At 71.3% G+C, this 25,146-nt stretch carries 23 protein-coding genes; 9 read left to right on the top strand and 14 right to left on the bottom strand.

Annotated elements, in window-relative coordinates; all coding sequences use genetic code 11:
- Positions 1-180: 180 nt before the first annotated feature.
- The 6 genes from P3T34_RS27795 to P3T34_RS27770 form a co-directional block, all read right to left on the bottom strand.
- The gene (locus P3T34_RS27795) at positions 181-1,347 is read right to left on the bottom strand and encodes a helix-turn-helix transcriptional regulator (RefSeq protein ID WP_348534701.1); all 1,167 of its coding nucleotides are present in this window, start codon (positions 1,345-1,347) and stop codon (positions 181-183) included.
- Between the two features lie 168 nt (positions 1,348-1,515).
- Entirely contained in the window at positions 1,516-2,175 is a 660-nt protein-coding gene (locus P3T34_RS27790) for an HAD-IA family hydrolase (RefSeq protein ID WP_280668762.1), read from the bottom strand.
- A gap of 119 nt (positions 2,176-2,294) precedes the next feature.
- Positions 2,295-2,831, bottom strand: coding sequence for a hypothetical protein (locus P3T34_RS27785; protein ID WP_280668761.1), 537 nt, complete (start codon positions 2,829-2,831; stop codon positions 2,295-2,297).
- A 25-nt stretch (positions 2,832-2,856) separates the two neighbouring features.
- Positions 2,857-4,179: a hypothetical protein gene (locus P3T34_RS27780; RefSeq protein ID WP_280668760.1), complete on the bottom strand. Its 1,323-nt coding sequence runs from the start codon at positions 4,177-4,179 to the stop codon at positions 2,857-2,859.
- 13 nt (positions 4,180-4,192) lie between these two features.
- Positions 4,193-4,510 carry a DUF6317 family protein gene (locus P3T34_RS27775; protein WP_280668759.1) on the bottom strand — a complete coding sequence of 106 codons (318 nt, stop codon included), beginning with the start codon at positions 4,508-4,510 and terminating at the stop codon, positions 4,193-4,195.
- A complete protein-coding gene (locus P3T34_RS27770) occupies positions 4,507-4,836 on the bottom strand; it encodes an SAV_915 family protein (RefSeq protein ID WP_280668758.1) in 330 nt (109 codons plus the stop codon). Before P3T34_RS27770 ends, P3T34_RS27775 begins: the two co-directional genes overlap by 4 nt.
- Before the next feature lie 224 nt (positions 4,837-5,060).
- Between P3T34_RS27770 and P3T34_RS27765 the strand changes: the two genes are divergently transcribed.
- From P3T34_RS27765 to P3T34_RS27755, 3 genes are all read left to right on the top strand, one after another.
- Positions 5,061-5,903, top strand: coding sequence for a hypothetical protein (locus tag P3T34_RS27765; RefSeq protein ID WP_280668757.1), 843 nt, complete (start codon positions 5,061-5,063; stop codon positions 5,901-5,903).
- Positions 5,904-5,997: 94 nt separating this feature from the next.
- On the top strand, positions 5,998-6,495 hold the full coding sequence (locus tag P3T34_RS27760) for a SigE family RNA polymerase sigma factor (RefSeq protein WP_280668756.1): 498 nt from the start codon (positions 5,998-6,000) through the stop codon (positions 6,493-6,495).
- Between the two features lie 68 nt (positions 6,496-6,563).
- The gene (locus P3T34_RS27755) at positions 6,564-7,358 is read left to right on the top strand and encodes a TIGR04222 domain-containing membrane protein (protein WP_280668755.1); all 795 of its coding nucleotides are present in this window, start codon (positions 6,564-6,566) and stop codon (positions 7,356-7,358) included.
- A gap of 21 nt (positions 7,359-7,379) precedes the next feature.
- Here P3T34_RS27755 and hemQ read toward each other — a convergent pair whose 3' ends face one another.
- From hemQ to hemE, 3 genes are read right to left on the bottom strand one after another with little or no spacing between them, the layout of a single operon-like run.
- The gene (gene hemQ, locus P3T34_RS27750; protein ID WP_280668754.1) at positions 7,380-8,090 is read right to left on the bottom strand and encodes a hydrogen peroxide-dependent heme synthase; all 711 of its coding nucleotides are present in this window, start codon (positions 8,088-8,090) and stop codon (positions 7,380-7,382) included.
- Positions 8,087-9,511, bottom strand: coding sequence for a protoporphyrinogen oxidase (gene hemG, locus P3T34_RS27745; protein ID WP_280668753.1), 1,425 nt, complete (start codon positions 9,509-9,511; stop codon positions 8,087-8,089). The genes hemQ and hemG overlap by 4 nt, the downstream gene beginning before the upstream one ends.
- 1 nt (position 9,512) lies before the next feature.
- Positions 9,513-10,601, bottom strand: coding sequence for a uroporphyrinogen decarboxylase (gene hemE, locus P3T34_RS27740; protein ID WP_280668752.1), 1,089 nt, complete (start codon positions 10,599-10,601; stop codon positions 9,513-9,515).
- Between the two features lie 192 nt (positions 10,602-10,793).
- Between hemE and P3T34_RS27735 the strand changes: the two genes are divergently transcribed.
- The 6 genes from P3T34_RS27735 to P3T34_RS27710 all read left to right on the top strand — a co-directional run bounded on the left by P3T34_RS27735 (position 10,794) and on the right by P3T34_RS27710 (position 17,956).
- Complete coding sequence (locus tag P3T34_RS27735) at positions 10,794-11,444, top strand: DUF3000 domain-containing protein (protein ID WP_280668751.1); 651 nt, start codon at positions 10,794-10,796, stop codon at positions 11,442-11,444.
- Between the two features lie 315 nt (positions 11,445-11,759).
- The gene (locus P3T34_RS27730) at positions 11,760-12,467 is read left to right on the top strand and encodes a response regulator transcription factor (protein ID WP_280668750.1); all 708 of its coding nucleotides are present in this window, start codon (positions 11,760-11,762) and stop codon (positions 12,465-12,467) included.
- A 113-nt stretch (positions 12,468-12,580) separates the two neighbouring features.
- A complete protein-coding gene (locus P3T34_RS27725; protein ID WP_280668749.1) occupies positions 12,581-13,834 on the top strand; it encodes an HRDC domain-containing protein in 1,254 nt (417 codons plus the stop codon).
- A 171-nt stretch (positions 13,835-14,005) separates the two neighbouring features.
- Entirely contained in the window at positions 14,006-15,223 is a 1,218-nt protein-coding gene (locus tag P3T34_RS27720; RefSeq protein WP_280668748.1) for an acetyl-CoA C-acyltransferase, read from the top strand.
- Between the two features lie 2 nt (positions 15,224-15,225).
- Positions 15,226-17,352 (top strand): 3-hydroxyacyl-CoA dehydrogenase NAD-binding domain-containing protein, encoded by a 2,127-nt coding sequence (locus P3T34_RS27715; protein ID WP_280668747.1) that lies wholly within the window; start codon positions 15,226-15,228, stop codon positions 17,350-17,352.
- Positions 17,353-17,509: 157 nt separating this feature from the next.
- Positions 17,510-17,956 carry an SPW repeat protein gene (locus tag P3T34_RS27710; RefSeq protein ID WP_280668746.1) on the top strand — a complete coding sequence of 149 codons (447 nt, stop codon included), beginning with the start codon at positions 17,510-17,512 and terminating at the stop codon, positions 17,954-17,956.
- Positions 17,957-17,983: 27 nt separating this feature from the next.
- Here P3T34_RS27710 and P3T34_RS27705 read toward each other — a convergent pair whose 3' ends face one another.
- The 5 genes from P3T34_RS27705 to P3T34_RS27685 form a co-directional block, all read right to left on the bottom strand.
- Positions 17,984-19,507 (bottom strand): glycosyltransferase family 39 protein, encoded by a 1,524-nt coding sequence (locus P3T34_RS27705; RefSeq protein ID WP_280668745.1) that lies wholly within the window; start codon positions 19,505-19,507, stop codon positions 17,984-17,986.
- Between the two features lie 85 nt (positions 19,508-19,592).
- Entirely contained in the window at positions 19,593-21,506 is a 1,914-nt protein-coding gene (gene dxs / locus P3T34_RS27700) for a 1-deoxy-D-xylulose-5-phosphate synthase (protein ID WP_280668744.1), read from the bottom strand.
- A 200-nt stretch (positions 21,507-21,706) separates the two neighbouring features.
- Positions 21,707-22,951, bottom strand: a complete 1,245-nt coding sequence (locus P3T34_RS27695; RefSeq protein WP_280672442.1) for a sugar ABC transporter permease — start codon at positions 22,949-22,951, stop codon at positions 21,707-21,709.
- Between the two features lie 47 nt (positions 22,952-22,998).
- Complete coding sequence (locus P3T34_RS27690) at positions 22,999-23,784, bottom strand: ATP-binding cassette domain-containing protein (protein WP_280668743.1); 786 nt, start codon at positions 23,782-23,784, stop codon at positions 22,999-23,001.
- Between the two features lie 175 nt (positions 23,785-23,959).
- A complete protein-coding gene (locus P3T34_RS27685; RefSeq protein WP_280668742.1) occupies positions 23,960-25,045 on the bottom strand; it encodes a substrate-binding domain-containing protein in 1,086 nt (361 codons plus the stop codon).
- Positions 25,046-25,146: the final 101 nt, after the last annotated feature.

Genomic DNA, 25,146 nt, shown 5'->3' with positions numbered 1-25,146 from the left:
CTGTCACCAATTGATCACGGTTGGTGAATACACGGGGCGTCGTAGTTGCCGAAGTCGCCGAGCCTCGGATACCGCGCACGGTGGTACGCCAGGGATAGCGGCACCCCCGGCTACTACGCTCCGTGATAGCCGCCGACGGCTCCCGCCAGAACCACCATGTCTCGTGGTACCAGCAGCGACTCAGCCGATGACAAGCGGGACACCCGCCAGCGCCGCGACGCTGCGAGCCTTCGAGAGTGAAACGTCCGCCAGCCGGTTGACGATCACCCCCGGCAACGCCTGATGCCGAACCCATGCCGGTGCGATCTCGCAGGCGGCTCTCAACTCGTCGGCGGCGGTGTCCCACTGCCGGGTCTCGGTACGGGTGATCGCGATGTCCAGGCGGAACCGGGCCCGAGTGGACAGCGGAAGCGCCGGGTCGAGGTACGTCGTGTCGATCAGCTTCATGGCCGACCCGGTGTCACCCAGTGCGACTGCAACCGACATGGCCTGCGTGGCGGCGTAGGACGGCCCGAACGGCTGGGCCTGCTGACCGCGAGCGTGCTCTCGCCCTATCCGCGCGGCCACAGCGTGCGCCTGGCTCAGGTAGTCGTGCGCCGTGTCCGCGTCGGCACCGCCCCGGGAGGCGGCGACCGCGGCGTTCGTCACCAGTTGCCCGTAGACGCTGAGGCGGTCCGGGTCGCTGTCCGACATCCGCGGTTCGATCGCGGCCGCAGCCCGCTCGGCGACCTGAACGCCCTTGGCAGTGTGGCCGTCCCGCAGGTAGATCCACGACAGCGACGCAGTGAGGTGCGCGACCCGCAGGTCATCCCCCGCGTGTTCGGCAGTCTGCCGACCGGCGGTGATGGCCGCGTATCCGAGGTCCCGTGCCCCGAGGAGGTTGGCCATGACCGCGGCGGTCTGGAAGGCGTCGGCGAGCACGCCGGCGACGGCCTCGCGCCGGTCGTGCGCGGTGGCGTCGTACAACGCGCGGGCCTCGGGCAGCAGCACGGAAAGCATCGCCCCGAGTTCCACGTACCGCCCTTGCCAGAATGCCCGGTCCGCGCGGCGGACAGCGTCCTGGAGATCCTCGAGCGCCGGAGGCTCTCCGTCCGTGACAATTCCCATGGCGGTGTCATGGACGACCGCAGACACAGCCAGCAGAGCTGACCGCTCGTCAAGTTCCATTCCGCGACGAGGCGACTGCTGACCCAGCAGGACTGACACGTCCGTGCCGAGGGCCGAGGCCAACCGCATGAGGGAAGGGAGCGACAGGTTCCCGCCCTGTTCCGCTTTGCGAATCGTCCCAACCGAAAGGCCCGATGCCGTCGCCAGCTGCTCCTGGGTCACGGCCCTTCCGCGGAGCATCTTGATTCGGTCGGCAGTGGTGCGCTCCGCCTATAGGGTCATGGCTGACTCCGTCCCGGATGAGTGGCCTCGTCCGGGACGGTACCCCCATAAGGGAGCGACAGGCAGCGGAACGGGACGACTTCGTTCGCAAGTTGACGATGCAGCGGTCTCCGTCTCAACGGTCCGTCAGACCGTCACAACGGCGATCCCCAGCAGCGCCGCGATCCGGTCGACGGTCTCCGGCTGCCCGTCGGCGAGCACTGTGGTGATGCCGAGCGCTTCGGCGGGCGGCAGGTTCGCCGGGTGGTCGTCAACGAACACGCATGCTTCCCCCGGCAAGCCCATGCGGTCCAGCACCAACTGGTAGATCGCCGGGTCGGGTTTGGCGATCCCCTCACATTCGGAGACCACCGTGACATCGAACAACGGCCATACCCCACAAGCCTCGTAGGGGTCGTACGGATCCAGGCCGAAGGAGTTGGAGAGCATCGCGACGGCGTACCCGGCAGCGCGGGCGGCCTTCGCCAGCTCCACCATGCCCTCGGCCGGCCGGACCCCGGCCCAGGCACGGCCCATCAGGTTCTCGTGGTCGGCAACACCGAGGATCGGGGCGGTCCGCCGGTTCCACTCGGCTTGGCTCATAACCCCGCGCTCCAGGTCCGCGTACCAGCGTCGCACTACGGGGTGAGTATTGAGGGTCCGCCGCCATGCCTCGGCGTCCAGGCCCTGACTGACACACCACTCGCGGTGCACGGCCAGGGCGTCCGTTGTCAGCACGCCCGCGAAGTCGAGGATCAGTCCGCGGTAGGTGCTCGGAGGAGTGCCGTTGTTGGAAGTGCCGGCCATCATGGGTTCCTTCCCGCTCTCTCGCTGTATCGAGAAGGTACTCGCCCATCGGGGGCGGTTGCGCTCGTCCGACGGGACCGTGCGAGAGGAGGTGTCGCTGGAGTCGCTGACCTCCGCGTTCAGCGCTTGCGGGTGCGGCCGGGGTGGGCGCGGAGCTGGGCGTCGAGGTCCTCGCGCGCGATGCGTTCGGCGTACAGGGTGGGTCGCAGCCCGTCGACGGTGAAGGAGAGGAAGAGCCCGGGGGCCAGGAAGGCCACGCAGAAGAGGTAGAGCGGCAGCGGCAGGCCGAACAGGTTGGCGATCAGCTTGCGCGGGTGGCGCCGCAGGCGGGCGAACGGGAGTCCGCCGCCGAAGAGGGCCATCCGCAGGCCCCCGGCGGTGGCGAGCACGCCGAAGACGGCGACGCCCCACCAGATCGCCCCGAAGTGCGTGGTGTTGGGGTCGTCCACGAGGATCAGCTTGTACATGAGCAGCTGCACCGCGACGATCGCCACCGCCACGGCCAGGTAGAGCGTGCGAGCCGTCCAGTAGCCCCAGCGGCGCTCGTACCAGGTGGTCCCGAAGACGGGGATCGAGAACGCCGTGACTCCGGCGGGGAGTTGGGGCAGCTGGACGCGTGCCCAGTCCGGCGGGTTGTTCCGGTCGCGCTTGAACATGTGGGGTGGTCCTTGCGTGGAGGCGTCAGAAGATGCTGTGCCAGAGCTTCTTGCCCAGGCCCGCGATGTCCGATCCGGTCTTGGTGACACTGTGGCCGATGCCGTCGCCGATGCCGCCCAGGACGCCGTCCTTGTGGATGTCCTCGTCCCAGTGCTCGTGGAAGAGGTTCGAGGTCAGGTCGCCGACGCCGACGCAGATCACGCCGCCGGCCACCGCACCGACCGCCACGCCGGCGACGGTGGCGCCGGCGAAGCTGCCCGCCGCCACCAGGCCGCCGATGGCGGTGCCGGCCACCGCGCCGACCGCGAGGCTGCCGACGTTGGACAGGGCGTTCTCCGGAACGGCCTCGTACCAGGGCATGCCCTTCTGCATGTCGTCCTCGGCCCCCAGGTAGGTGCCGGCGCCGGCGGCCAGCGCGTCCAGGACGGGGATGTCGCCCACGAACTTGACGCTCTTCTGGACGAAGTCGAGTTCGGCCGAGGAGCGGGCCTCGACGCCCAGCAGGGACATCGCCGACGACAGCCGGACGTCCAGCGCCTTCGAGAGCGGGCTGTGGCTCTCCAGCTTCTCGGCCGCCGTCAGGTCGGTCTGCGCACTCGCCAGCTTCAGACGCGCGTCGTGCAGCGCGTCCTTGGCGTCCTGGGGCATCGCGACGTTCGGGTTGGGGCGGGCGTTCTTCGCCTTGGTCCAGGCGTCCTTGGCGGCGGCCGCGTCCTTCTTCAGCTTCTCGGACTGCTCGTTGACCGTCTTGCTGTAGGCGGACGGGACGCCCCACAGGCCGCGCAGGTAGTCGCCGACAGTGACCTTGTCGCCGGTGCCCATCGGGTCGCCGGCCGTGCCGGGCGGCGCGATCTGCTGGTAGATCTGCTGCAGTTGGGTGGCCGCGTCGACCCGGGCGTCCTCGGCGAGCTGCAGGCTCTGGGTCCAGGTGGTCGCGTACTCGGTCGCGACGGCGGAGCCGGCCGAGGCCGGCGGCCTGCCGTCGGCGCCGATGGCCACGCCGGCCTTGCGGGCGAGGCCAGCGGCCTCCTCCAGGGCCGACTCGATCGAGGCGAGGTTGACGGCCAGCGCGTCGATCACGTCGCCGGCCGAGGAGATCACGCCCTCCAGCGCCTTGATCGCCAACGAGTCGGTGCCCCAGGCCGTTTGGAACGCTGACGCCGCGTCGCCCGACCACCCGGCGTCATGGACGATCTTGTTCACGCTGCTGTCCAGGAAGGTGACGGCCTCGTCCATCGCCGGCAGGTAGCCGTAGAGCGTCCCCGCGAGAGCGGAGAGGCCGTGGATGTCGCCCCCCACCCAGGTGTCGGCGAATCCCGCCAGCGCCGACGGCGTCTTGCCAGCCATACCCCGTCCCCGCCTACTTGCTTTTGGTGATCTTGCTCGGGTCGATCAGGTCGTCATAGAGCTCCCGCATCGACACCTCGCACTTCTGGTAGTTGTCGTGCGCCGTCTGGAGCTGGTCACCGTAGTTGCCGACGGCGCCCGCGACGGCGAGGTGCAGACCGCCGAGCGCCTCCAGCACGCAACCCATCATGTCGTTGACGGCCTCGCTCCCCCCGTCGGGGCGGGGCGGACCGTCGGTCGGGACGATCGCGGCGAATGCCTTCGCCTCCCGGTGGAAGGTGTCGGCCGCGCCCTTCAAGTCGTCCAGGATCACGGTGTACTGGCCGCTCATCGCAGCTCCTCCTGATACCGGGCCAGCTCCGCCGCGCTCCAGCGCCAGGCGTCCTCGGCTATCGTCGGGTCGAGCTGCAGCTGGGTCACGCCCGCCGCGCACATCACCGCGCGCGCCGCCCGCAGCGGGACCTGTGCCCACGGCTGGGCAGGCCCGAACGCGTCCACCAGCCGCTCCAGCGTGCTGAAGACCGGCAGCGCCTGGGACCCGTCGGGGTTGCGCCGGATCTCGTAGAGGAGTTCGCGGCGCCCGTCGCGCACGATCGGACGGGCCGGCGCGTACACGAGACCGGGCAGCACCGGACCAAGCACCGGATCGGGATTCATCGTCCAAAGAGTAGTCACGCATCCTGGGAGTCCGGTTTCGAGAGCATCACGGCGATGTCGCCGTCCTGTACCAGGAGCCCCGAACCCCGAACCGCCGCTGAGGAAATCTCGCTCCGAGGTGTCACCGGATCCTTGGGCCGAACCGTCTTGGAGGGCAGAACCCCGCATCACCGCGGGTCCGCCGGCCGGCGCTCGATTCCACACCACCGAGGAATGAGTCAGCAATGAATGACTTCCGCACAGACCTGGGCGACGAGCTGTCGATGCTCAGCGCGCCGCCGCTGGGCGACATCGTCGGGGCTGCCGCTCGCGACGGACGCCGGACCCGTCGGGTCCGCGGGTTCGGCGCGGCCGTCGGGTCGGCGCTCGCGCTGACCGCAGTGGTCGCGCTGGCCGGCGGCGCGCTGGGCAGCACCGGCCAGCACACGGCGGAGCTGAGCGCGGCGGCCGGACCGGCCGCCCCGGTCTCTGCTCCGGGCTCTGCCCCGGTGCCCGCTCCGGCCTCCCCCAGCACGACGCCGGTTACCTCCCCGGCGCCCGCCGCCGGCCTGGTGCCCACCAACGGCAAGGTGGTGCTCGCCGCCGTGCTGAAGGCCCTCCCCGCAGGCGTCAAGACCAGCAACTACGCGGTCGACAACGCCGGCAAGATCGGCCGGACGGTCCACCAGGACATGGCGCAGACCTACGTCACCACCGCTGCCGGCACCGGGATGGTCCGGGTCTTCCTCAGCCCCGCCGTGCCGGGCGAGAAGGCCTCGCCGTGCAAGGCGCCGGACCAGTGCTTCAAGGACGCCAAGGGCGAGCAGGTCTACGTCAGCCACGTCGCGGACAACCCGGTCCAGAACACCCTGGTGACGGTCGCGCACGCCGACGGCAGCAGCGTCATGGTCCAGCTGAGCTCCGTGCTGGCCTGGAACGGCACCACGAACCCCGCGGGCATCGTGGCGCTGACGGTCGACCAGGCCGCTGCGGTGGCCAGTGACCCGGCGCTGAGCACGAACGTGGACCCGGCAGCCGTCGCGGCCGCGGCCGCCCAGTTCCCGTCCGTGCCCTTGCTCGGAAACTGACCCACCAGTAGCACCACGACTGCGGCCCCGATCCCGGGGCCGCAGTTTCAGCCGTTGTCCAACAGCACCACACCGCCGGATCGGGGAGCCACTCGTGCGCCATGAAGCAGAATTCACCGCCTTCGCCGAGGGAGGCGCGACACGCCTGCGGCAGATCGCCTATCTGATGTGCCGGGACTGGCACTTGGCGCAGGACCTCACGCAGACCACGCTCACCAAGATGTACGTCGCCTGGCCGCGGATAACCCGCCGGGACAGCGACCCGTTCGTCTACGCCCGCAAGGTGCTGCTCAACACCCTGCTCGACCACAAGCGTCTGCGCAGCACCGGCGAGGTGGCGACGGACCAGCTGCCGGAGCGCCCCGACACCCCGGACGCCACCGCGGTCCGGCTGACCCTGCTGGAGGCGCTGGCCACCCTCCCGAACCGGGACCGGGCGATCCTGCTGCTGCGCCACTGGGAGGACCACAGCGTGGAGACCACCGCTGAGATCCTCGGGATCAGCACCTCGGTGGTGAAGACCCAGAGCATGCGGGCGCTCGCCGTGCTCCGCGCCCACCTGGGCGAGGACCGCGCGCTGCTGTTCAGCTGACGGTCACGATTCGGTATCGCGGCACCGGTTTACGCTCCGAGCCCGGCCCGGCGGTCTACAACAAGCCCATGTGGCTCGTCTTTCTCGTCCCGGCCTGTGTCGTCGCCGTCTTCTCCTGCCTCCGCCTGATCCGTGCCGCCGCAACGGCCGACGCGCTGGCCGGGCTGGAGCCGGAGGAACCCGCCGAGGCCGTCGGGATCGGGCTCTACGAGACGGCGTACCTGGCCGGCGGACCCGAGCGGGTGGTGGACCTGGCGCTGGTCCTGATGAGCGGCCGCGGCAGGCTGCACCTGGCGCACACCGGCTGGACGACCGTGGTGGACCCGCAGGGCCGCAGCCGGCTGGAGCGGGCGCTGATCAGCGAGGTCGGCCCCGAGGGGCAGTGCCTGACGGCCGAGCTGCGGGCGAACCTGGCCGAGCACCGCACGGTGCAGGAGATCGGCAACCGGCTGGCTCTGGCAGGACTGGCCACCCCGGCCGCGATCCGCGAGAACACCGTGCTGGCACTGCGCCAGGTCCGCCAGGCGCTGCTGCTCTCGCTGGTGCTGATGGCCGCGGCGATGTCGCTGGCCACGCCCGTCGGTGGCGACGCGACGGCGTCCGCGCTGGCCTGGTTCTCGCTGCCGCTGGTGCTCACCACGGGGACGCTGCTGATGGCCCGGGTGGACATCCAGCCGTACACCCGCTGGGCGGCGCCGGCCGGGCAGGAGGTGCTGGAGGCGGTCCGGCTCCCGCACCGCCTGAGCGGCCCGGGGGCCACCGCGCAGGACGAGAAGCGGCTGCTCACGGCGGTGGCGATGGGCGGCCCCGACGCCGTGCCGGACGCCCGGCTGCGGGCGGCACTGCGCCCGCTGCGGCGCTGAGGACGCAGCGGGCGCGGTGGGTCAGACCAGGCCGTTCAGCAGCTCGGCGACCGGCTTGCGGCGCCCGGTGAAGAAGGGCACCTCCTCGCGCACGTGCAGGCGCGCCCGGGAGGGCCGCAGGTCGCGCATCAGGTCGACGATCCGGTGCAGCTCGTCCGCCTCGAAGGCGAGCAGCCACTCGTAGTCGCCCAGCGCGAAGGAGGCGACGGTGTTGGCCCGGACGTCCGGGTAGCCGCGCGCCATCTTGCCGTGCTCGGCGAGCATGCCCCGGCGCTCCTCGTCGGGCAGCAGGTACCACTCGTAGGACCGGACGAACGGGTACACGCAGACGTACTCGCGGGCCTGCTCGTCGGCCAGGAAGGCCGGGATGTGCGACTTGTTGAACTCGGCCGGGCGGTGCAGCGCCATGTTCGACCAGACCGGCTCCAGCAGGCGGCCGAGGCCGGTGCGGCGGAAGCGGTTGTACGCCTCCTGCAGGTCGTCGGAGCTCTCGGCGTGCCACCAGACCATCAGGTCCGCGTCGGCCCGCAGCGCCGAGACGTCGTAGGTGCCGCGCACCGTGACGTCCTTGGCGTCCAGCTGCGCGAACAGCTCGTCGACCTCGGCGGCGAGCGCGGTGCGGTCCTCGGGCAGCTCGCCCTTGAGCTTGAACACCGACCACATGGTGTAGCGGATGACCTGGTTGAGGTCCCGGGCCTTCTTCTTCGTCGCCTGCTCAGCGGTCTCAGTCATGCGCTCATTCTTCCTTCCGGGTCGGCTGCCCCGGCCAGCGGGGTCAACAGGTCGTTGACAGCGCGGCGGGCACTGGCGACGCAGGCCGCGATGCCCACGCCGTCGTAGGCGGCGCCGGCCAGTGCGAGGCCGCCGACCCGGGCCGCCTGCGCGCGGATCCGGGCCACCTTGGCCGGGTGGCCCACCGGGTACTGCGGCAGGCCGTCGGTCCAGCGGGTGACGGCGCTGTCGTACGGCGTGGCGCGCAGCCCGACGGCCTCCCGCAGGTCGGCCAGCGAGCGGGCCACCAGCTCCTCGTCCGGCAGTTGCAGGGCCTGCTCCTCGCGGAAGCGGCCGAGCGAGGTGCGCAGCAGGAAGCTGTCCGGTGCCGAACGCTCCAGCCAGCCCCATTTGTTGGAGGAGAAGGTGGCGGCCTTGATCGCCCGGCCGTCCACCGGCGGGACCAGGAAGCCGCTGCCGCTGGGCGGCTCGGGCAGGTCGGCGCGGCGGAAGGCGAGCGTGACCAGGGCCATGCTCGCGTAGTCGACGCCGGCCAGTTCGGCGGCGGCGCCCGGCGCGCTGTCGGCCAGCAGCCGGGCCGCGACGGGCGCGGGGACGGCGAGCAGCACCGCGTCGGGGGTGAGGGTCCCGGTCGCGGTGACGACCTGCCAGCCCTCGGGGGTGCGGCGCAGCTCCTGGACGGCCGCGCGGGTGCGCAGCTCGGCGCCGGCCCGCGCGCAGGCGGCGGCGAGCGCGGGCGGCAGGGTGCCGATGCCGCCGCGCAGGCCCTGGAAGACCGGCCCGGTCGCGGTGGAGCGGCTGACCAGCTCGCGCACCCCGTCGACCAGCGAACCGCCGCGCTGGGCGATCGGCAGCAGGGCCGGGATGGCGGCGCGCAGCGAGAGCTGGTCCGCGTGGCCGGCGTAGACGCCGCCGAGCAGCGGCTCGACCAGGCGGTCCAGCACCTCGCGGCCGAGCCGGGCCTCGATGTAGGCGCCGATCGCGATGTCCTCGCCGACCTCGATCGGCTCCTCGTGACCGGCCCGCCGCAGGCCCGCCGCGGAGATCACCCCGGAGGCGGCGAGCGCCTCCAGGTCCCCGGGCACGCCCATCAGCTGTCCGGCGGGCAGCGGACGCAGCGCGTCGCGGCTCCAGACGGCGGCCTTGGCGGTGGTCGGCGGCTCCAGGACGTCGGCCAGGCCGACGTCCCGCGCGAGGTCGACGGCCTCGGGGCGGCGGGCCAGCACCGACTCGGCGCCGAGGTCCACCCGCACCCCGCCCACCTCGCCGGACAGCAGCTTGCCGCCGAGGCGGTCCCCCGCCTCCAGCAGGGTGACGGCGGCCCGGGCCGGGCCGCCGGCCGCGCCACTGAGGAAGGCGGCGGCGGCCAGGCCCGCGATGCCGCCGCCGATCACGACGATCTGCGGTAGTGGCTGCGTCATGTCAGCGGGCGCTGGCCTCGTGCACGAAGGCGACCAGGCGGCTGAGCGCGTCCGGGTCCATGCTCGGCAGCACGCCGTGGCCGAGGTTGAAGATATGGCCGCTGGGACCGATCGCGGAGGCCGCGTGCAGCACCTCGCGGGCCTTGGTCTCCACCACCGAGGTCGGCGCGAAGAGCACGGCGGGGTCGAGGTTGCCCTGCAGGGCCTTGTCCGGGCCGACCCGGCGGGCGGCCTCGTTCAGCGGCACCCGCCAGTCGACGCCGACCACGTCGGCCCCGGCCTGGCCCATCAGCCCGAGCAACTCGCCCGTCCCGACGCCGAAGTGGATGCGCGGCACGCCGTAGCCGGCGACCGCGTCGAAGACCTTGGTGCTGGCCGGCATCACCGAGCGGCGGTAGTCGTCGGGCGCCAGCGAGCCGACCCAGGAGTCGAAGAGCTGGACGGCCGAGACGCCGGCCTCGATCTGCACCTTGAGGAACCCGGCGGTGATGTCCGCGAGCCGGTCGACCAGCTCGGCCCACAGCTCGGGCTCGCCGTACATCATGGCCTTGGTGCGCTCGTGGTTCTTGGACGGGCCGCCCTCGACCAGGTAGCTGGCCAGCGTGTACGGCGCACCGGCGAAGCCGATCAGCGGGGTGCTGCCGAGCTCCGCCACCAGCAGGCCGATCGCCTCGGTGACATAGGGGACGTCGTCGGGCTCCAGCGGGCGCAGCCGCTGCAGGTCGGCGCGGGTGCGGATCGGGTCGGCGATCACCGGGCCGATGCCCGGCTTGATGTCGACGTCGATGCCGACGGCCTTGAGCGGCACGACGATGTCGCTGAAGAAGATCGCGGCGTCCACCTTGTGCCGGCGCACCGGCTGCAGGGTGATCTCCTTGACCAGCTCGGGCCGCATGCACGACTCGAGCATCGGGATGCCCTCACGGATCTTCAGGTACTCGGGCAGCGAGCGGCCGGCCTGGCGCATGAACCACACAGGGGTGTGCGGCACCGGCTCGCGCCGGCAGGCGCGCAGGAAGGCGGAGTCGTACGCGGCACCGCGCCGCGCGGGGGGCTGCTGACCGGTCTGGGCTGCGGTTGTCTCACTCACGCCGCCATCCTCCCACGGGAGTCGGGCCGCACCCGCCCCGGCCGGTCGTCGAATCCTCCAAGCCCGGTCGAGCCGCGAGAGGGGGCCGTATCGGCACAGAACGGCACAGGTCGCCGTGGGCGGGCCAAGACACAGCGCCACGCGGGCAGCAGTTCCGCGCATCGGGGCCGCCCGCCGCCTAGTCTTCGGGTCATGGCAGCGGTCGGCGGGAACCCCGCACAGAGTGGCGGGACGAGCAAGGAGTCGGCGCCGCTCGAGTTCCGCAGCGCGGTCGAGGCGCTGGCGGGAGCGCGAGTGCGCCCCGAGGTGCAGCTCTCCCCTGCCCCGGCACCGCGCCGGTTGGCCCCGTACAGCTGGGCGGTGACCGCCTCGGTGGAGATCGACGGCGAGGAGCTGGCCGACGGCCGGCTCGTCCTGCTGCACGACCCGGCCGGGCAGGAGGCCTGGAACGGCGAGTTCCGGCTGGTCACCATGGTCCGGGCCGAGCTGGAGCCGGAGATCGCCGACGACCCGATGCTCTCCGAGGTCGGCTGGGCCTGGCTGATGGACTCGCTGCAGACGCACGGCGCGGTCGCCGGGGAGCCGAGCGGCACGGTGTCGCGGTCCTCCTCGCAGTACTTCGGCGGGCTGGCCGACCGGGCCTCCTCCACCGAAATCGAACTCCGCGCCTCCTGGACGCCCTCCGACGGCCGGTTCGAGCGGCACCTGGCCGCCTGGGCGGACCTGCTCTGCCTCTGCGGCGGGCTGCCTCCGTCCGCACCCGCACCCCTGTCGCTGCCTGACGCGCCGTCACTCGGCGGAGTGGTCCCGATGCCGGCCCGCCGCCGGCCGCGCTCACACTGAAGGCTGACGGACCCGCACCTCCCGCCACCCCGGCCCGACCGGGCCGCCCCATGCGTCGCAGGCACCACACGGCGTCAACTCGCCGCCCACCGGCGATCGTTTATGCCCATTCCATGACCGACTTTGCGCGAATCGCAGGGATGTCGCATCAGTCACCTGCTCGATTTGTCCGTATTGTGACTCACTAGATAGTGATCTTTCGCTAAAGCCGGGCACGGATGTTGCCGAAGCAGTCTGTGACCCTTTCCACACGCGGAACACTCCGGCTCCTTCCCCCATCGGGGGTTCCGTCCGCCACTCCCCACAGGAGACCTGGTGTCGGTCCTTCTCGAACACCCCGCAAGCGTGGTCGCCTACCGTCCGACGAAGCCCACCGCGATGGTGGTGATCGCTGACCCGCGGGTCCGCAACACCGTCACGCGGCACCTGTGGGCCCTCGGCGTGCGCGACGTCATCGAGGTGTCCTCCATCGCCGAGGCCCGTCCTCGGGTCAGCACGCCACGCGACATCTGCGTGGCCGACGTCCACCTCCCGGACGGTTCCGGGCTCACCATCCTCGCCGAGACCCGGGCGGCGGGCTGGCCCAACGGGCTGGCGCTGTCGGCCGCCGACGACATCGGCGCGGTGCGCAGCGCGCTGGCCGGCGGCGTCAAGGGCTACGTGGTCACCGGCACCCGCACCAATGTCGCGATGCCCGGCCGCCCCGGCCTGCCGATCGGCGCGGGCGGGCTGGCCGGCCGGATGCGCCGCCCGGGGATGCCCGGCACCCCCGGCCACAGCGGCGCCCCCGGGGCCCCGGGCGCGCCCGGCACCCAGCCGACCACCTACCGGGAGCTCTCCGGGCGCGAGGTCGAGGTCCTGCGGCTGGTCGCGGAGGGCCAGTCGAACAAGGCCATCGGCGTCGCGATGGGGCTGTCCGCCCTGACCGTCAAGAGCCACCTGGCCCGGATCGCCCGCAAGCTGGGCACCGGCGACCGGGCGGGCATGGTCGCCGTCGCGCTCCGGACGGGCATCATCCACTGAGCGGCCGCGCGGCGGTCCGGAGGAACGTTTCCTCCGGACCGCCGTTGGCATTCAGGCAGGTCCACGGCTGACGATCAGGCTCCCGCCCACGAGGCTCGTCGTACCCTTGGTGAGTGACCGAAGCCATCGATGCCATCGCCGTAGAGACACAGCCGGTCCCGCTCCTCGAACCCCGGGAGGGCCTCCCTCCCGTGGTGGCGGACGAAGCGGCGCTCGCCGCCGTCGTCGCAGCCTTCGCGGCAGGCACCGGACCGGTGGCCGTCGACGCCGAGCGGGCCTCCGGGTACCGCTACGGCCAGCGCGCCTATCTGATCCAGCTGCGCCGCGCGGGGGCCGGCACCGCGCTGATCGACCCGGCCGCCTGCCCCGACCTCAGCGCGCTCGGCGAGGCCCTCGCGGACGCCGAGTGGGTGGTGCACGCCGCGTCCCAGGACCTGCCGTGCCTGGCCGAGGTCGGCATGAAGCCGCGTCAGCTCTTCGATACCGAGCTGGCCGGCCGGATCGCCGGCTTCCCCCGGGTGGGCCTGGGCCCGATGACCGAGAGCGTGCTGGGCTACACCCTGGCCAAGGAGCACTCGGCGGTGGACTGGTCCACCCGCCCGCTGCCCGAGCCCTGGCTGCGCTACGCCGCCCTGGACGTCGAGGTGCTGGTCGAGCTGCGTGACGCACTCGAACAGGAGCTGGACGGCCAGGGCAAGCTCGGCTGGGCGCTGGAGGAGTTCGCGGCGATCGCGGCCGCACCCCGACCGGCTCCCCGGGTGGACCCGTGGCGTCGCACCTCCGGCCTGCACAAGGTGCGCCGGCGCCGCCAGCTGGCCGCCGTCCGGGACCTCTGGCAGACCCGCGACAAGATCGCCCAGGAACGTGACGTCTCGCCGGGCCGGGTGCTCTCGGACGCCGCGATCGTCAGCGCCGCCCTGGCGATGCCGCTGAACGTGCCGGCCCTGCAGGCCGTCCAGGGCTTCGGCCCGCGGGTGCACCGCCGCCAGTTGGAGCAGTGGATGGCCTCGCTGGAGCGCGCCCGGGCGATCCCGGAGGCGCAGCTGCCGCCGGCCACCGCGCCGCACGAGGGCCCGCCGCCGCCGCGCGCCTGGGCCGAGAAGGACCCGGTGGCCGCCGCCCGGCTGTCCGCGGCGCGTGCCGCGGTCTCCGAGCTGGCCGAGCAGCACCACCTGCCGGCCGAGAACCTGATCACGCCCGAGCTGGTCCGCCGGGTCTCCTGGGAGCCGCCGGCCGAGGCCACCGCCGCCACCGTCGCCGGTGCGCTGCGGGCGCTGGGCGCGCGGCGCTGGCAGGTCGAGCTGGTCGCCCCCGCGATGGCCGCGGCCTTCGAGAACGCCGCGGTCGCACCGCCCGCGGCGCCGTAGCCGCCCCAGGGCCGGGACGTGGCGCGGGACACAACGCCGCGCGACCCCCGGCCCTGGGCAAGTTGGTTACCGACCAGTAGCATGGCGGTGAAGCAGTGCTGCTCGGGCTTTTCGTCGACCCGGTCGCGGCCTGCGTACCCCGTTCTGTTGGTCCCTGGGAGGAGAGCCCCCGTGCCTCGTACCGCGAGGGACGTCGTCTTCGTCGATGGCGTCCGCACCCCGTTCGGCAAGGCCGGCCCGAAGGGCATCTACCACGAGACCCGGGCGGACGACATGGTCGTCAAGTGCATCCGGGAACTCGTGCGCCGCAACCCGAACCTGCCCGTCGAGCGGATCGACGAGATCGCCATCGCGGCCACCACCCAGATCGGCGACCAGGGCCTGACCATCGGCCGTAGCGTCGGCCTGCTGGCCGGGCTGCCGAAGTCCGTTCCGGGCTACGCGATCGACCGCATGTGTGCCGGCGCGATGACCGCCGTCACCGCCACCGCCGGTGGTATCGCCTTCGGCGCGTACGACATCGTCCTCGCCGGTGGCGTCGAGCACATGGGCCGCCACCCCATGGGTGAGGGCGTCGACCCGAACCCGCGCTTCATCTCCGAGAAGATCGTCGACGAGTCGGCGCTGTTCATGGGCATGACCGCGGAGAACCTGCACGACCGGCTCCCGCACATCACCAAGGAGCGTTGCGACGCTTACGCGGTGCGCTCGCAGGAGAAGGCCGCCAAGGCGTACGCCAACGGCGACATCCAGCCCGACCTGGTGCCGATCTCGGTGCGGAACACCAACCCCGACGCCGGCGAGACCGGCTGGGGCCTGGCCACCACCGACGAGCCGATGCGCCCGGGCACCACGATGGAGAACCTGGCGGGTCTCAAGACCCCGTTCCGCGTGCACGGCAACATCACCGCCGGTAACGCGGCCGGTCTGAACGACGGCGCCACCGCCTCACTGCTCGCGGCCGAGGACGTGGCCCTGGAGCTCGGCCTGCCGATCAAGATGCGCATGGTCTCGTTCGCCTACGCGGGCGTCGAGCCCGAGGTCATGGGCATCGGCCCGGTGCCGGCGACCGAGAAGGCCCTGGCCAAGGCCGGTCTGACGATCGACGACATCCAGGCCTTCGAGATCAACGAGGCCTTCGCCGTCCAGGTGCTCTCGCTCCTGGACCACTACGGCATCGCCGACGACGACGAGCGCGTCAACCCGTACGGCGGCGCGATCGCCTACGGCCACCCGCTGGCGTCGACGGGCGTGCGCCTGATGAACCAGCTGGCCCGCCGCTTCGAGCAGCGCCCGGACATCCGGTACGGCCTGACCACCATGTGCATCGGCATGGGCATGGGCGGGACCGTCATCTGGGAGAACCCCCACTTCGAGGGTGGTAAGTGAAGATGAGCACCACTGAGCTGCTGAAGCGCGCCGCCGAGCTGTTCCCCGGCGAGGTCGTCACCACGGCCCACGTCCGCCACCTGGACCTGCCGCTGCAGGCCGGCAAGCTGGCGCTGATCACCCTGGACAACGGCTTCGACCACACCAAGCCGACCACCTTCGGCCCGGGTTCGCTGGCCAAGCTGTCCGAGGCGCTGGACCAGGTCGAGGCCGAGGCCGCCGACGGCAAGGTGGTCGCCGTGGCGATCACCGGCAAGCCGTTCATCTTCGCGGTCGGCGCCGACCTCAAGGGTGTCGAGGTGCTCAAGGAGCACAGCGACGCGCTGGCCATCGGCAAGGGCGGGCACGACGTCTTCAAGCGGATCGCCGCGCTGCCGGTGCCGACCTTCACCTTCTACAACGGCGCCGCGATGGGCGGCGGTGTCGAGGTCGGTCTGCACTGCACCTACCGCACCGTCAGCTCGGGCGTCCCGGCCTTCTCGCTGCCCGAGGTCTTCCTCGGCCTGGTTCCCGGCTGGGGCGGCTGCACCATCCTGCCGAACCTGGTCGGCCCGGCCAACGCGGTCAAGGTCATCATCGAGAACTCGATGAGCCAGAACAAGCAGCTCAAGGGCAAGGAGGTCTTCGAGCTCGGCATCGCCGACGCGATCTTCGAGCCGGCCGACTTCCTGGAGCAGTCGATCCTGTGGGCTGCCAAGGTCCTCAAGGGCGAGACCGTGGTCGAGCGCCCCGAGATCGACCGCGGCGAGAACTGGGACCAGTGCATCGCCTGGGGTCGCGCGGTCGCCGACTCCAAGGTGCACGGCGCCGCCCCGGCCGCCTACCGGGCGCTGGACATCATGGCCGCGGCGAAGGATGGAGACCTGCAGAAGGGCTTCGACGCCGAGGACGTGGCGCTGGCCGACCTGATCATGGGTGGCGAGCTGCGCGCCGGTCTGTACGCGTTCAACCTGGTGCAGCGTCGGGCCAAGAAGCCCTTCGGCGCGCCGGACAAGTCGCTGGCCCGTCCGGTCACCAAGGTCGGCGTCGTCGGCGCCGGTCTGATGGCCTCCCAGCTGGCGCTGCTCTTCGCCCGCCGTCTGGAGGTGCCGGTGGTGCTCACCGACATCGACCAGGAGCGGATCGACAAGGGCGTGGGCTACGTGCACGCCGAGATCGACAAGCTGCTCGGCAAGGGCCGGATCAACCAGGACAAGGCGAACCGCCTCAAGGGCCTGGTCAGCGGCTCGCTGGACAAGGCCGCCGGCTTCGGCGACGCGGACTTCGTGATCGAGGCCGTCTTCGAGGAGATGGGCGTCAAGCAGCAGGTCTTCGCGGACCTGGAGGCGGTCGTCTCGCCCACCTGCGTGCTCGCCACCAACACCTCCTCGCTGTCGGTCACCGAGATGGCCTCCAAGCTGGAGCACCCGGAGCGGGTCGTCGGCTTCCACTTCTTCAACCCGGTGGCGATCCTGCCGCTGCTGGAGATCGTCCGCGGCGAGCAGACCGACGACGCGTCGCTGGCCACCGCCTTCGGCGTCTCGAAGAAGCTGAAGAAGACGGCCGTGCTGGTCAAGGACGCCCCGGCGTTCGTGGTGAACCGGATCCTGACCCGCTTCATGGGTGAGATCCAGGCCATCATCGACGAGGGCACCCCGATCGAGACGGTCGAGAAGGGCGTCCTGCCGCTCGGCCTGCCGATGTCCCCGATCGTGCTGCTCGAGCTGGTCGGCCCGGCCATCGCGCAGCACGTCTCGGAGACCCTGCACCGCGCCTTCCCCGAGCGCTTCTCGGTCTCCGAGAACCTCGGCCGGGTGGTCAAGGCCGGCAAGCGCGGCTTCTACATCTGGGTCGACGGCCAGCAGGTGCTCGACCCCGAGGTGCTGGCGCTGCTGACCTTCGGCGACAGCGTGCTGACCGAGGAGCAGGTGCTGACCCGCGCGCTGGAGGCGGTGGCGCAGGAGATCGGTCTGATGCTCGACGAGGGCGTCGTCGGCGAGGCGCAGGACATCGACCTGTGCATGATCACCGGCGCCGGCTGGCCCTTCCACCTGGGCGGGATCACCCCGTACCTGGACCGGTCGGGCGTTGCCGAGCGGGTGAACGGCAAGAAGTTCCTCGCCCCCGGCCTGGCCAGCATCCCGGCCTAGTCGCGGCACTGCCGAAGGGCGGTCCTGCTCCCACCGGTGCGGGGCCGCCCTTCGGCATTTCTGGTCATCTCCTGCTATGTACAGCAAATTGGGACAAAGCGCATAATTACCGTTAGGCCAAGCACATCGGACTTGTACACCGAAGGAGGCGAGTCGTATGGCCGACGTCTCACAACATCCCGGTGACCTCTCGACGCATCCGGACATCTCCGAGATGCGGACCCGGTACGCACGCGTGATGGACGGACCGCAGGGCGTCGCAGTCGACGGGCTGGTCGTCCTCGCGGGTCTGTACCTGGCCATCTCGCCCTACGTGGTGCACTTCAGCGCCGCCAGCCATGAGCTGACGATCGTCAACCTCATCATGGGGCTCTCGATCGCCGCGCTGGGGCTCGGCCTCACCCTCGCCCCGGCCCGGATGTTCGGGCTGACCTGGGCGATGACGGCCGCAGGCGTGTTCCTGATCATCTCGCCCTGGGTCGTGACGCTGGGACACACCGCCACGCGGGGCATGATCTGGAACCAGGTCATCATCGGAGGCCTCACCTGCCTCCTCGGATTCACCGCCGCCGGAATGGTGATGGGCAACCGTCGCAAGGCCTGACCGGCAGCTTGGCCGTGGTCTACCGGCTCATTTGCGGAGCCGGTAGACCATGGTGTCTCCGTAGGCGCCGACCACCTCGTAGTGGGAGTCCAGCAGGTTCTCGATCTTCGGTACCAGGGTCGGCTGGTAGGGCGCGTTGCCGGAGTCGTCGACGACGATCTCCGGCAGTCCCTTGTCGAGCTCCTGGTCGAAGATCTGCCAGGCGTCCGTCACGCTGTACTGCTCGCCGACGTCCGCGCTGCCCTTGCCGCCGCTGAAGTTGGTCAGGAAGCCGGCCGTCAGGTAGCGGCTGGCCGGGCGGCGGTCGGAGAGCCAGTACAGCTCCGGGTGCATGCCCCAGACCAGCACGGTGTCCTTGGGGGTGCTGCGCGCGGCGACCGCGGTGGCGACCTGGGTGGTCTGGCTCATCTGCTCGCCGGGCCAGGCCACCGCCAGCACCCAGAAGGCGGCGGAGGCGACGGCGCTGTAGGCCAGCACCGGCCGCCAGCTGATCGCCGAGACCGAGACGGCGCCGACCCCGAGCAGCACCAGCGGCGGCATCAGCTGCAGGTAGTAGTGGCCGAAGAAGTGGAAGCCGACGGCGACCGCGACCACCGAGGAGAACAGCCAGATCCACAGGTCGCTGGTGGAGCCGCGGGCCTTGCCGGCCTTCGGCAGCTCACGGCCGACCCGGTAGCGCAGCCAGATCCGGCGGCCCAGCGGCAGCAGGAAGCCCAGCCCCGCGGCGGCCAGGATCGCCGAGTTGCCGAGCGCCCGGCCGATCATCTGCCACCAGGCGCCGCCGCCCAGCGAGGCGTAGTCGCCGCTGCCGGTGACCACCCAGAACAGGAAGCCCTTGGGCTTGGTGAGGATCACCGCGACGAGGGCTATCGGCACCGCGAAGCCGAACCAGATCTTGAGCAGCGCGGGACCCCAGCGCACACCGCGCAGGCGGGCGTCCTGGAACAGCATCCAGAGCACCGGCAGCATCACCGCGCCGCCGGTCTGCTTGGTCAGCGAGCAGATCGCGACCGCGATCCCGGCGGCCAGCCAGCGCCGCCGCTCGGCGTAGCGGAAGGCGGCCACCATGGCGGGCAGCATGAAGACCTCGAAGGTCGCCGCCTGGGTGTCCTCCGGGGAGAGCCCGATCGAGAGCAGCAGGTAGAGGCCGCCCGCTGCGGCGCCGGCCCGGTTGCCCCAGCGGCCGCGGGCGATCGAGGCCAGCAGGATCGCGGTCACCAGGTGGGCGACGATGGCCAGTGTGCGCAGCGGCCAGAGCGAGAGCGAGCCGAAGACCGAGAAGCAGGCCTCGTAGAGCCAGGGCAGCAGCGGCGGCTTGCGGTCCACGACGGTGTCGTAGAGCACCCCGCCGTCGGCCAGCATCCGGGCCTCACTGGCCAGGTAGCCCTCGTCCGGGCTCCAGACCGGGCGCAGGAACGAGGGGATGTGGGTGGCGACGGCCAGCATGGCCAGCACCGGGACGACTCGGGTCCAGTACCCCGTTCGGACGGCTTCGGGCAGCCTCGCGTAGAGGGCGGCCAGGCGCGTGGGGGTCGTGGAGTCGGTCGGCACGAGGGACAACCTACCCGGCGGAACCGACGCGAGTGTCGCCGGTCCCGCCTTTGGTAAGGAGTCTCACGATGAAATGTTTATTTCATCAAGCCTGGACGGTGGCCATGTCAAGGCGGGAGACCAGGGCGGTCACCTGACGGGCGATGTCCGGGGCGGTCAGACCGATCTCGGCCAGGATCTCCTCGCGCTTGGCGTGGTCGAGGAACTCCTGCGGGATGCCGAAGTCGCGCAGCGGCAGGTCGACCTCGGCGTCGCGCAGTGCCTGGGCGACCGCGGAGCCGACGCCGCCGGCCCGGCCGTTGTCCTCGACGGTGACGACCACCCGGTGCTCGGCGGCCAGGCCCGGCAGGGCGGCGTCCACCGGCTTGACCCAGCGCGGGTCGACGACGGTGGCGCTGATGCCCTGGGCGTCCAGCAGCGCGGCCAGCTCCAGGCAGAGCGGCGCCAGCGCGCCCACCGAGACCACCAGGACGTCCGCCCGGCGCTCGCCCTCGGGCGCCGGCTCGACGGAGCCGTGCAGCACGTCCATACCGCCGATCCGGCCGAGCGAGGGCACCGCGGGGCCCACCGTGCCCTTGGAGTAGCGGACCACGGTCGGGGCGTCGTCCACCTCGACGGCCTCGCGCAGCTGGGCGCGCAGCTGGTCGGCGTCGCGCGGGGCAGCGAGGCGCAGCCCCGGGACGACCTGGAGGATCGACATGTCCCACATGCCGTTGTGCGAGGCGCCGTCGGTGCCGGTGACGCCCGCGCGGTCCAGCACGAAGGTGACGCCGAGCTTGTGCAGCGCCACGTCCATCAGGACCTGGTCGAAGGCCCGGTTGAGGAAGGTCGCGTAGACCGCGACCACCGGGTGCAGCCCGGCGGTGGCCAGGCCCGCCGCCGAGACGGCCGCGTGCTGCTCGGCGATGCCGACGTCGAAGGTGCGCTGCGGGAAGGCCTTGGCGAACGGCGCCAGGCCCACCGGGTGCAGCATCGCGGCGGTGATCGCCACGATGTCCTTGCGCTCGCCGCCGAGGGCGACCATCTCGTCGCCGAAGACCGAGGTCCAGTCCTTGCCCGAGCTTTTCACCGGCAGGCCGGTGTCGGGGTGGATGACGCCGACCGCGTGGAAGCGGTCCTCCTCGTTCTGCAGGGCGGCCTGGTAGCCGCGGCCCTTCTCGGTGATGCAGTGCACGATGACCGGGCCGCCGAAGCCGCGGGCCTTGCGCAGCGCGGACTCCAGCGCGGTGATGTCGTGGCCGTCGATCGGGCCGAGGTACTTCAGGCCGAGGTCCTCGAACATGCCCTGCGGGGCGATGAAGTCCTTGAGGCCCTTCTTGGCGCCGTGCAGCGCGCCGGCCAGCGGCTGGCCGACCACCGGGGTGCGCTGCAGGGTGTCCCGGCCCCAGGTGAGGAAGCGCTCGTAGCCCTGGGTGGTGCGCAGCGTGGTCAGGTGGTTGGCCAGACCGCCGATGGTCGGCGAGTAGGAGCGCTCGTTGTCGTTGACCACGATGATCACCGGACGGTCCCGGCCGTCGGCGATGTTGTTCAGCGCCTCCCAGGCCATGCCGCCGGTCAGCGCGCCGTCACCGGTCACCGCGACCACCGGGCAGTCCTTGAGGCCCTGCAGCTGGGTGGCCTTGGCGATGCCGTCGGCGTAGCCGAGCACGGTGGAGGCGTGCGAGTTCTCGATCACGTCGTGCTCGGACTCGGCCCGGGAGGGGTAGCCGGACAGGCCGCCCTTCATCTTCAACCGGGTGAAGTCCTGGCGGCCGGTGAGCAGCTTGTGCACATAGCTCTGGTGGCCGGTGTCGAAGAGGATCCGCTCGCGCGGGGAGTCGAAGACCCGGTGCAGCGCGATGGTGAGCTCCACCACGCCGAGGTTGGGGCCGAGGTGCCCGCCGGTCTTGGCGACCTCCTCGATCAGGAAGTCCCGGATCTCCTGTGCCAGGTCAGCCAGCTGTCCCGGGGTGAGCCGGTCGAGATCGCGCGGTCCCCGAATGCGGGTCAGCAGGGCCACCCGTTCCTCCTCTGTCAGTACGTGTCCGGGGCACACCCGGTCCCGGGAGCCCCTTCGGACCCGTCCGGCTGGTCGAGTCTAATGTCCACCCGTCGGACACCGTGCGGCGAGGGGCGGCTGGTGCAGGGGCGCGCAGGGGGCGCGCCGAGGCCCGGGACGCGCCCCCGCACGGAGGCGTCCCGGGCCTGGTGCCTGCCGGATCAGCCGCGACCGGCGGACTTCTGGGTGCGGCGGGAGACCGAGTCGAGCACGACGGCGGCCAGCAGCACGCCACCGGTGATCATGTACTGGAGGGACTGGCTGATGCCCTCCAGGTTGAGTCCGGTGATGATCGACTGGATCACCAGCGCGCCGAGCAGCGCCGACCAGGTCTTGCCGCGGCCGCCGAAGAGGCTGGTGCCGCCGATCACGGCGGCGGCGATCGCGTTCATCAGCGTGAAGCCGCCACCGAGCTGCTTGTCGGCGAAGCCGGACTGCGAGGCGATGAAGAGACCGCCGACGGCGGCCAGGCCGGCCGAGATCATGTAGACCGAGATCCGCACCCAGGCCACGTTGATACCGGCCCGGCGGGCCGCCTCGATGCCGCCGCCGACCGCGAAGACCTTGCGGCCGTAGGAGGTGCGGCGCAGCACGAAGTCGCTGATCACGACCACGCCGAGGAAGAACACCAGGGCCAGCGGCAGGCCGCGGTCCTGGTTGAGCTCGTACGCGGCGCCGAAGGCGAGCACGGCGAGCAAGCCGGCGCGCAGCACGATCTCGCTGACCGGGCGGAACGGCAGCCCGCCCTCGCGGCGGCTCTTGGCGCCGAGCAGGGCGGCGATCAGGTAAGCGGCCACGCTGACCGCGGCCAGGCCGTAGGCGGCGGCCACCGAGTCGAAGAAGTAGTTGTCCAGGTTGGCGATGACGCCGTTCGGGATGTTGTTGAGCGTGCCGGTGTTGCCCATCACCGCGCCCTGCAGACCGGACCAGGTGAGCATGCCGGCCAGCGTCACGACGAAGGCGGGCACGCCGATCTTCGCGAAGAAGAAGCCGTGCAGCGCGCCGATCGCCAGCGCCGCCACGATCGCGATGACGATCGCCAGGTACTCGTTGACACCGTGCTGGATCGAGAGCACGGCGGAGATCGCGGCCGAGACGCCGGCCACCGAGCCGAGCGAGAGATCGATCTCACCCAGCAGCAGCACGAAGACGACGCCCACCGATATCAGGCCGGGGCCCGCGATGTAGAGGGTGATGTCGGAGAGGTTGCCGGCCTCCAGGAAGTGGCCGTTGAGGCTCTGGAAGATGACCGCGATCAGGATCAGGCCGAGCACCACCGGGACCGAACCGAGGTCGCCGCTGCGCAGCTTGCTCTTGAACTCGGCCAGGTAGCCGGCCAGGCCGCGCTCGCGCACCAGCAGCCGGGGGTCCACGGCAGGGACGGTCGTCGCTGAGTTCTCGGTCACTGTGCTGCCGTTCGTCCGGGAGGCGTTCTGGGTACTGGAGTGCTTGCTCACTGGGCTGCTCCCGCCACGCGGGCCTGGCGGCGGGTCACCGCGTTGTCGGTGGCGCCGGTGATCGCGGAGATGATCGTCTCGTGGGTGGTGGTGGCCACCGGGAAGACGCCGTTGTTGCGGCCCAGGCGCAGCACCGCGACCTCGTCCGCGACGGCCCGGACGTCCGCCATGTTGTGGCTGATCAGGATCACGCCGAGGCCGCGCTCGCGCAGCCGCTCGACCAGGTCGAGGACCTGGGCGGTCTGCTCGACGCCGAGCGCCGCGGTCGGCTCGTCCAGGATGACGATCTTCGGGTCGCCGACCAGGGCGCGGGCGATCGCCACCACCTGGCGCTGACCGCCGGAGAGCGCGGCGACCGGGATGCGGACGCTGGGGATGCGGATGGAGAGGGTGTCAAGGAGCTCCTTGGCCCGCTTCTCCATCGCGACCTCGTCCAGCCGGCCGCCGCGGATCAGCTCGCGGCCGAGGAAGAGGTTGGCGACCACGTCGAGGTTGTCGCAGAGGGCGAGGTCCTGGTAGACCGTCGCGACGCCGAGCGCCTGGGCGTCCTGAGGGCGGGTCAGGTGGACCGGGCGGCCCTCCCACTCGATGGTGCCCTCGTCGATCGGGTGGACCCCGGCGATCGTCTTGACCAGGGTGGACTTGCCGGCGCCGTTGTCGCCGACCAGCGCGACCACCTGTCCGGCGCGCACCTCCAGGTCGACGCCGGTCAGGACCTGGACGGCACCGAATCGCTTGGAGACCGAGCGCAACGCCAGGATGGGTGCGTCTGTGTGAACCATGGTGTCTGGGCTCCTTCGTGCCCGGGTCCTGGGGGATTGCCACCGGACCGGGTCAGCCACGCGCCGCCCCGGGCGCGAAGAGGTAGTGCGAGGGACGAGGGGGGCGCGGCCGAGGCACGCGCGGAACAGCGAGGGCCGGCCGGACCCGTCAGGGGGGTCCGGCCGGCCGGGCCGCTTACTGGATGCCGGCCGCCTTGCAGGCGTCGGCGTACTGGGCGGTGCAGATGTCGCTGGCCTTGTAGAGGCCGTCGGCGATCACGGTGGCCTCGACGTTGGCCTTGGTCACCACGACCGGGGCCAGCAGCAGCGACGGGACGTTGGTGCCACCGCTGTTGGTCTCCGAGGAGGCGATGGCGGTGACGTCCAGGCCGTGCAGCAGGTTGACCGCGATGTCGGCGGCACCCTCGGCCTCCGGCTTGTACGCCTTGTAGATGGTGTACGCCTGGTCGCCCGTCAGGATGCGCTGGATGGCGTCCGGGGCGGCGTCCTGGCCGCCGACCGGGACGTTGATGCCGGCCGTCTTGAGGGCGGTGATGATGGCGGCGGCCATGCCGTCGTTGGCCGAGTAGACGCCCTGGAAGCCGTTCTTGCCCAGCGCGGTGATCGCGGCGCCGATCTTCTGGCTGGCCACGGTGGGCTGCCACATACCGGACTGCTCGTAGGCGATCTTGCCCACGCCGGTGTCGAGCACCTTGTGCGCGCCGGCCTTGAACTGACCGGCGTTCGGGTCGGCGTCGTCACCGTTGATCATGACGATGCTGTCGCTCTTGGCGTTCGGGCCGAGCGCGCTGATCAGCGCCTGGCCCTGCAGCTCGCCGACCTTCTCGTTGTCGAAGGAGATGTAGGCGGCGACCGGGCCGGCGGCCAGGCGGTCGTACGCGATGACCTTGACGCCCTTCTTGGCCGCGTCGGTGACCCAGGACTCGGTGCCCTTGGCGTTGACGGCGTCCAGCAGGATCACCTTGACGCCCTGTGAGACCAGGGTGTCGAACTGCTGCTTCTGCGTCGCCGCGTCGTTGTTGGCGTTGTTGTACTTGACGGTGCAGTCCGGGCAGAGCGCCTTGACCTTGGCCTCGATCAGCGGCTTGTCGAAGGACTCGTAGCGGATCGAGGAGGAGTTCTCCGGCAGGAGGAGGCCAACGGTCTTGGTGTCCCCGCTGCTTGCGCTGGAGCCACCGCCCGCCTTGCCACAGGCGGCCATGGTGAGGGCCATCGAGACCGCGGCGGTGCCGATGACGACGCGACGCATCATTGCGTTCATGGTGGGGGGTGCCTCCCTGACGGAGCCGCAACGTCGCGGCAAGGTGGAAGGGAGTCAACCCGTCCCCCCACCTTGTCGTCAACAAGTAAACCCAGTGCTCC

Source organism: Kitasatospora sp. MAP12-44 (genome assembly GCF_029892095.1).
In the GTDB taxonomy this organism is placed as follows: Bacteria; Actinomycetota; Actinomycetes; order Streptomycetales; family Streptomycetaceae; genus Kitasatospora.
The sequence above is the reverse complement of the archived record's forward strand: the minus strand, read 5'-3'. Positions and strand labels throughout refer to the sequence as shown.

What these genes read in the sequence shown, in the direction of transcription:
- P3T34_RS27795 (WP_348534701.1), bottom strand. Translation starts at nt 1,347, where the DNA reads ATGCTCCGCGGAAGGGCCGTGACCCAGGAGCAGCTGGCGACGGCATCG.
- P3T34_RS27790 (WP_280668762.1), bottom strand. Translation starts at nt 2,175, where the DNA reads ATGGCCGGCACTTCCAACAACGGCACTCCTCCGAGCACCTACCGCGGA.
- P3T34_RS27785 (WP_280668761.1), bottom strand. Translation starts at nt 2,831, where the DNA reads ATGTTCAAGCGCGACCGGAACAACCCGCCGGACTGGGCACGCGTCCAG.
- P3T34_RS27780 (WP_280668760.1), bottom strand. Translation starts at nt 4,179, where the DNA reads ATGGCTGGCAAGACGCCGTCGGCGCTGGCGGGATTCGCCGACACCTGG.
- P3T34_RS27775 (WP_280668759.1), bottom strand. Translation starts at nt 4,510, where the DNA reads ATGAGCGGCCAGTACACCGTGATCCTGGACGACTTGAAGGGCGCGGCC.
- P3T34_RS27770 (WP_280668758.1), bottom strand. Translation starts at nt 4,836, where the DNA reads ATGAATCCCGATCCGGTGCTTGGTCCGGTGCTGCCCGGTCTCGTGTAC.
- P3T34_RS27765 (WP_280668757.1), top strand. Translation starts at nt 5,061, where the DNA reads ATGAATGACTTCCGCACAGACCTGGGCGACGAGCTGTCGATGCTCAGC.
- P3T34_RS27755 (WP_280668755.1), top strand. Translation starts at nt 6,564, where the DNA reads ATGTGGCTCGTCTTTCTCGTCCCGGCCTGTGTCGTCGCCGTCTTCTCC.
- hemQ (WP_280668754.1), bottom strand. Translation starts at nt 8,090, where the DNA reads ATGACTGAGACCGCTGAGCAGGCGACGAAGAAGAAGGCCCGGGACCTC.
- hemG (WP_280668753.1), bottom strand. Translation starts at nt 9,511, where the DNA reads ATGACGCAGCCACTACCGCAGATCGTCGTGATCGGCGGCGGCATCGCG.
- P3T34_RS27735 (WP_280668751.1), top strand. Translation starts at nt 10,794, where the DNA reads ATGGCAGCGGTCGGCGGGAACCCCGCACAGAGTGGCGGGACGAGCAAG.
- P3T34_RS27715 (WP_280668747.1), top strand. Translation starts at nt 15,226, where the DNA reads ATGAGCACCACTGAGCTGCTGAAGCGCGCCGCCGAGCTGTTCCCCGGC.
- P3T34_RS27710 (WP_280668746.1), top strand. Translation starts at nt 17,510, where the DNA reads ATGGCCGACGTCTCACAACATCCCGGTGACCTCTCGACGCATCCGGAC.
- P3T34_RS27690 (WP_280668743.1), bottom strand. Translation starts at nt 23,784, where the DNA reads ATGGTTCACACAGACGCACCCATCCTGGCGTTGCGCTCGGTCTCCAAG.
- P3T34_RS27685 (WP_280668742.1), bottom strand. Translation starts at nt 25,045, where the DNA reads ATGAACGCAATGATGCGTCGCGTCGTCATCGGCACCGCCGCGGTCTCG.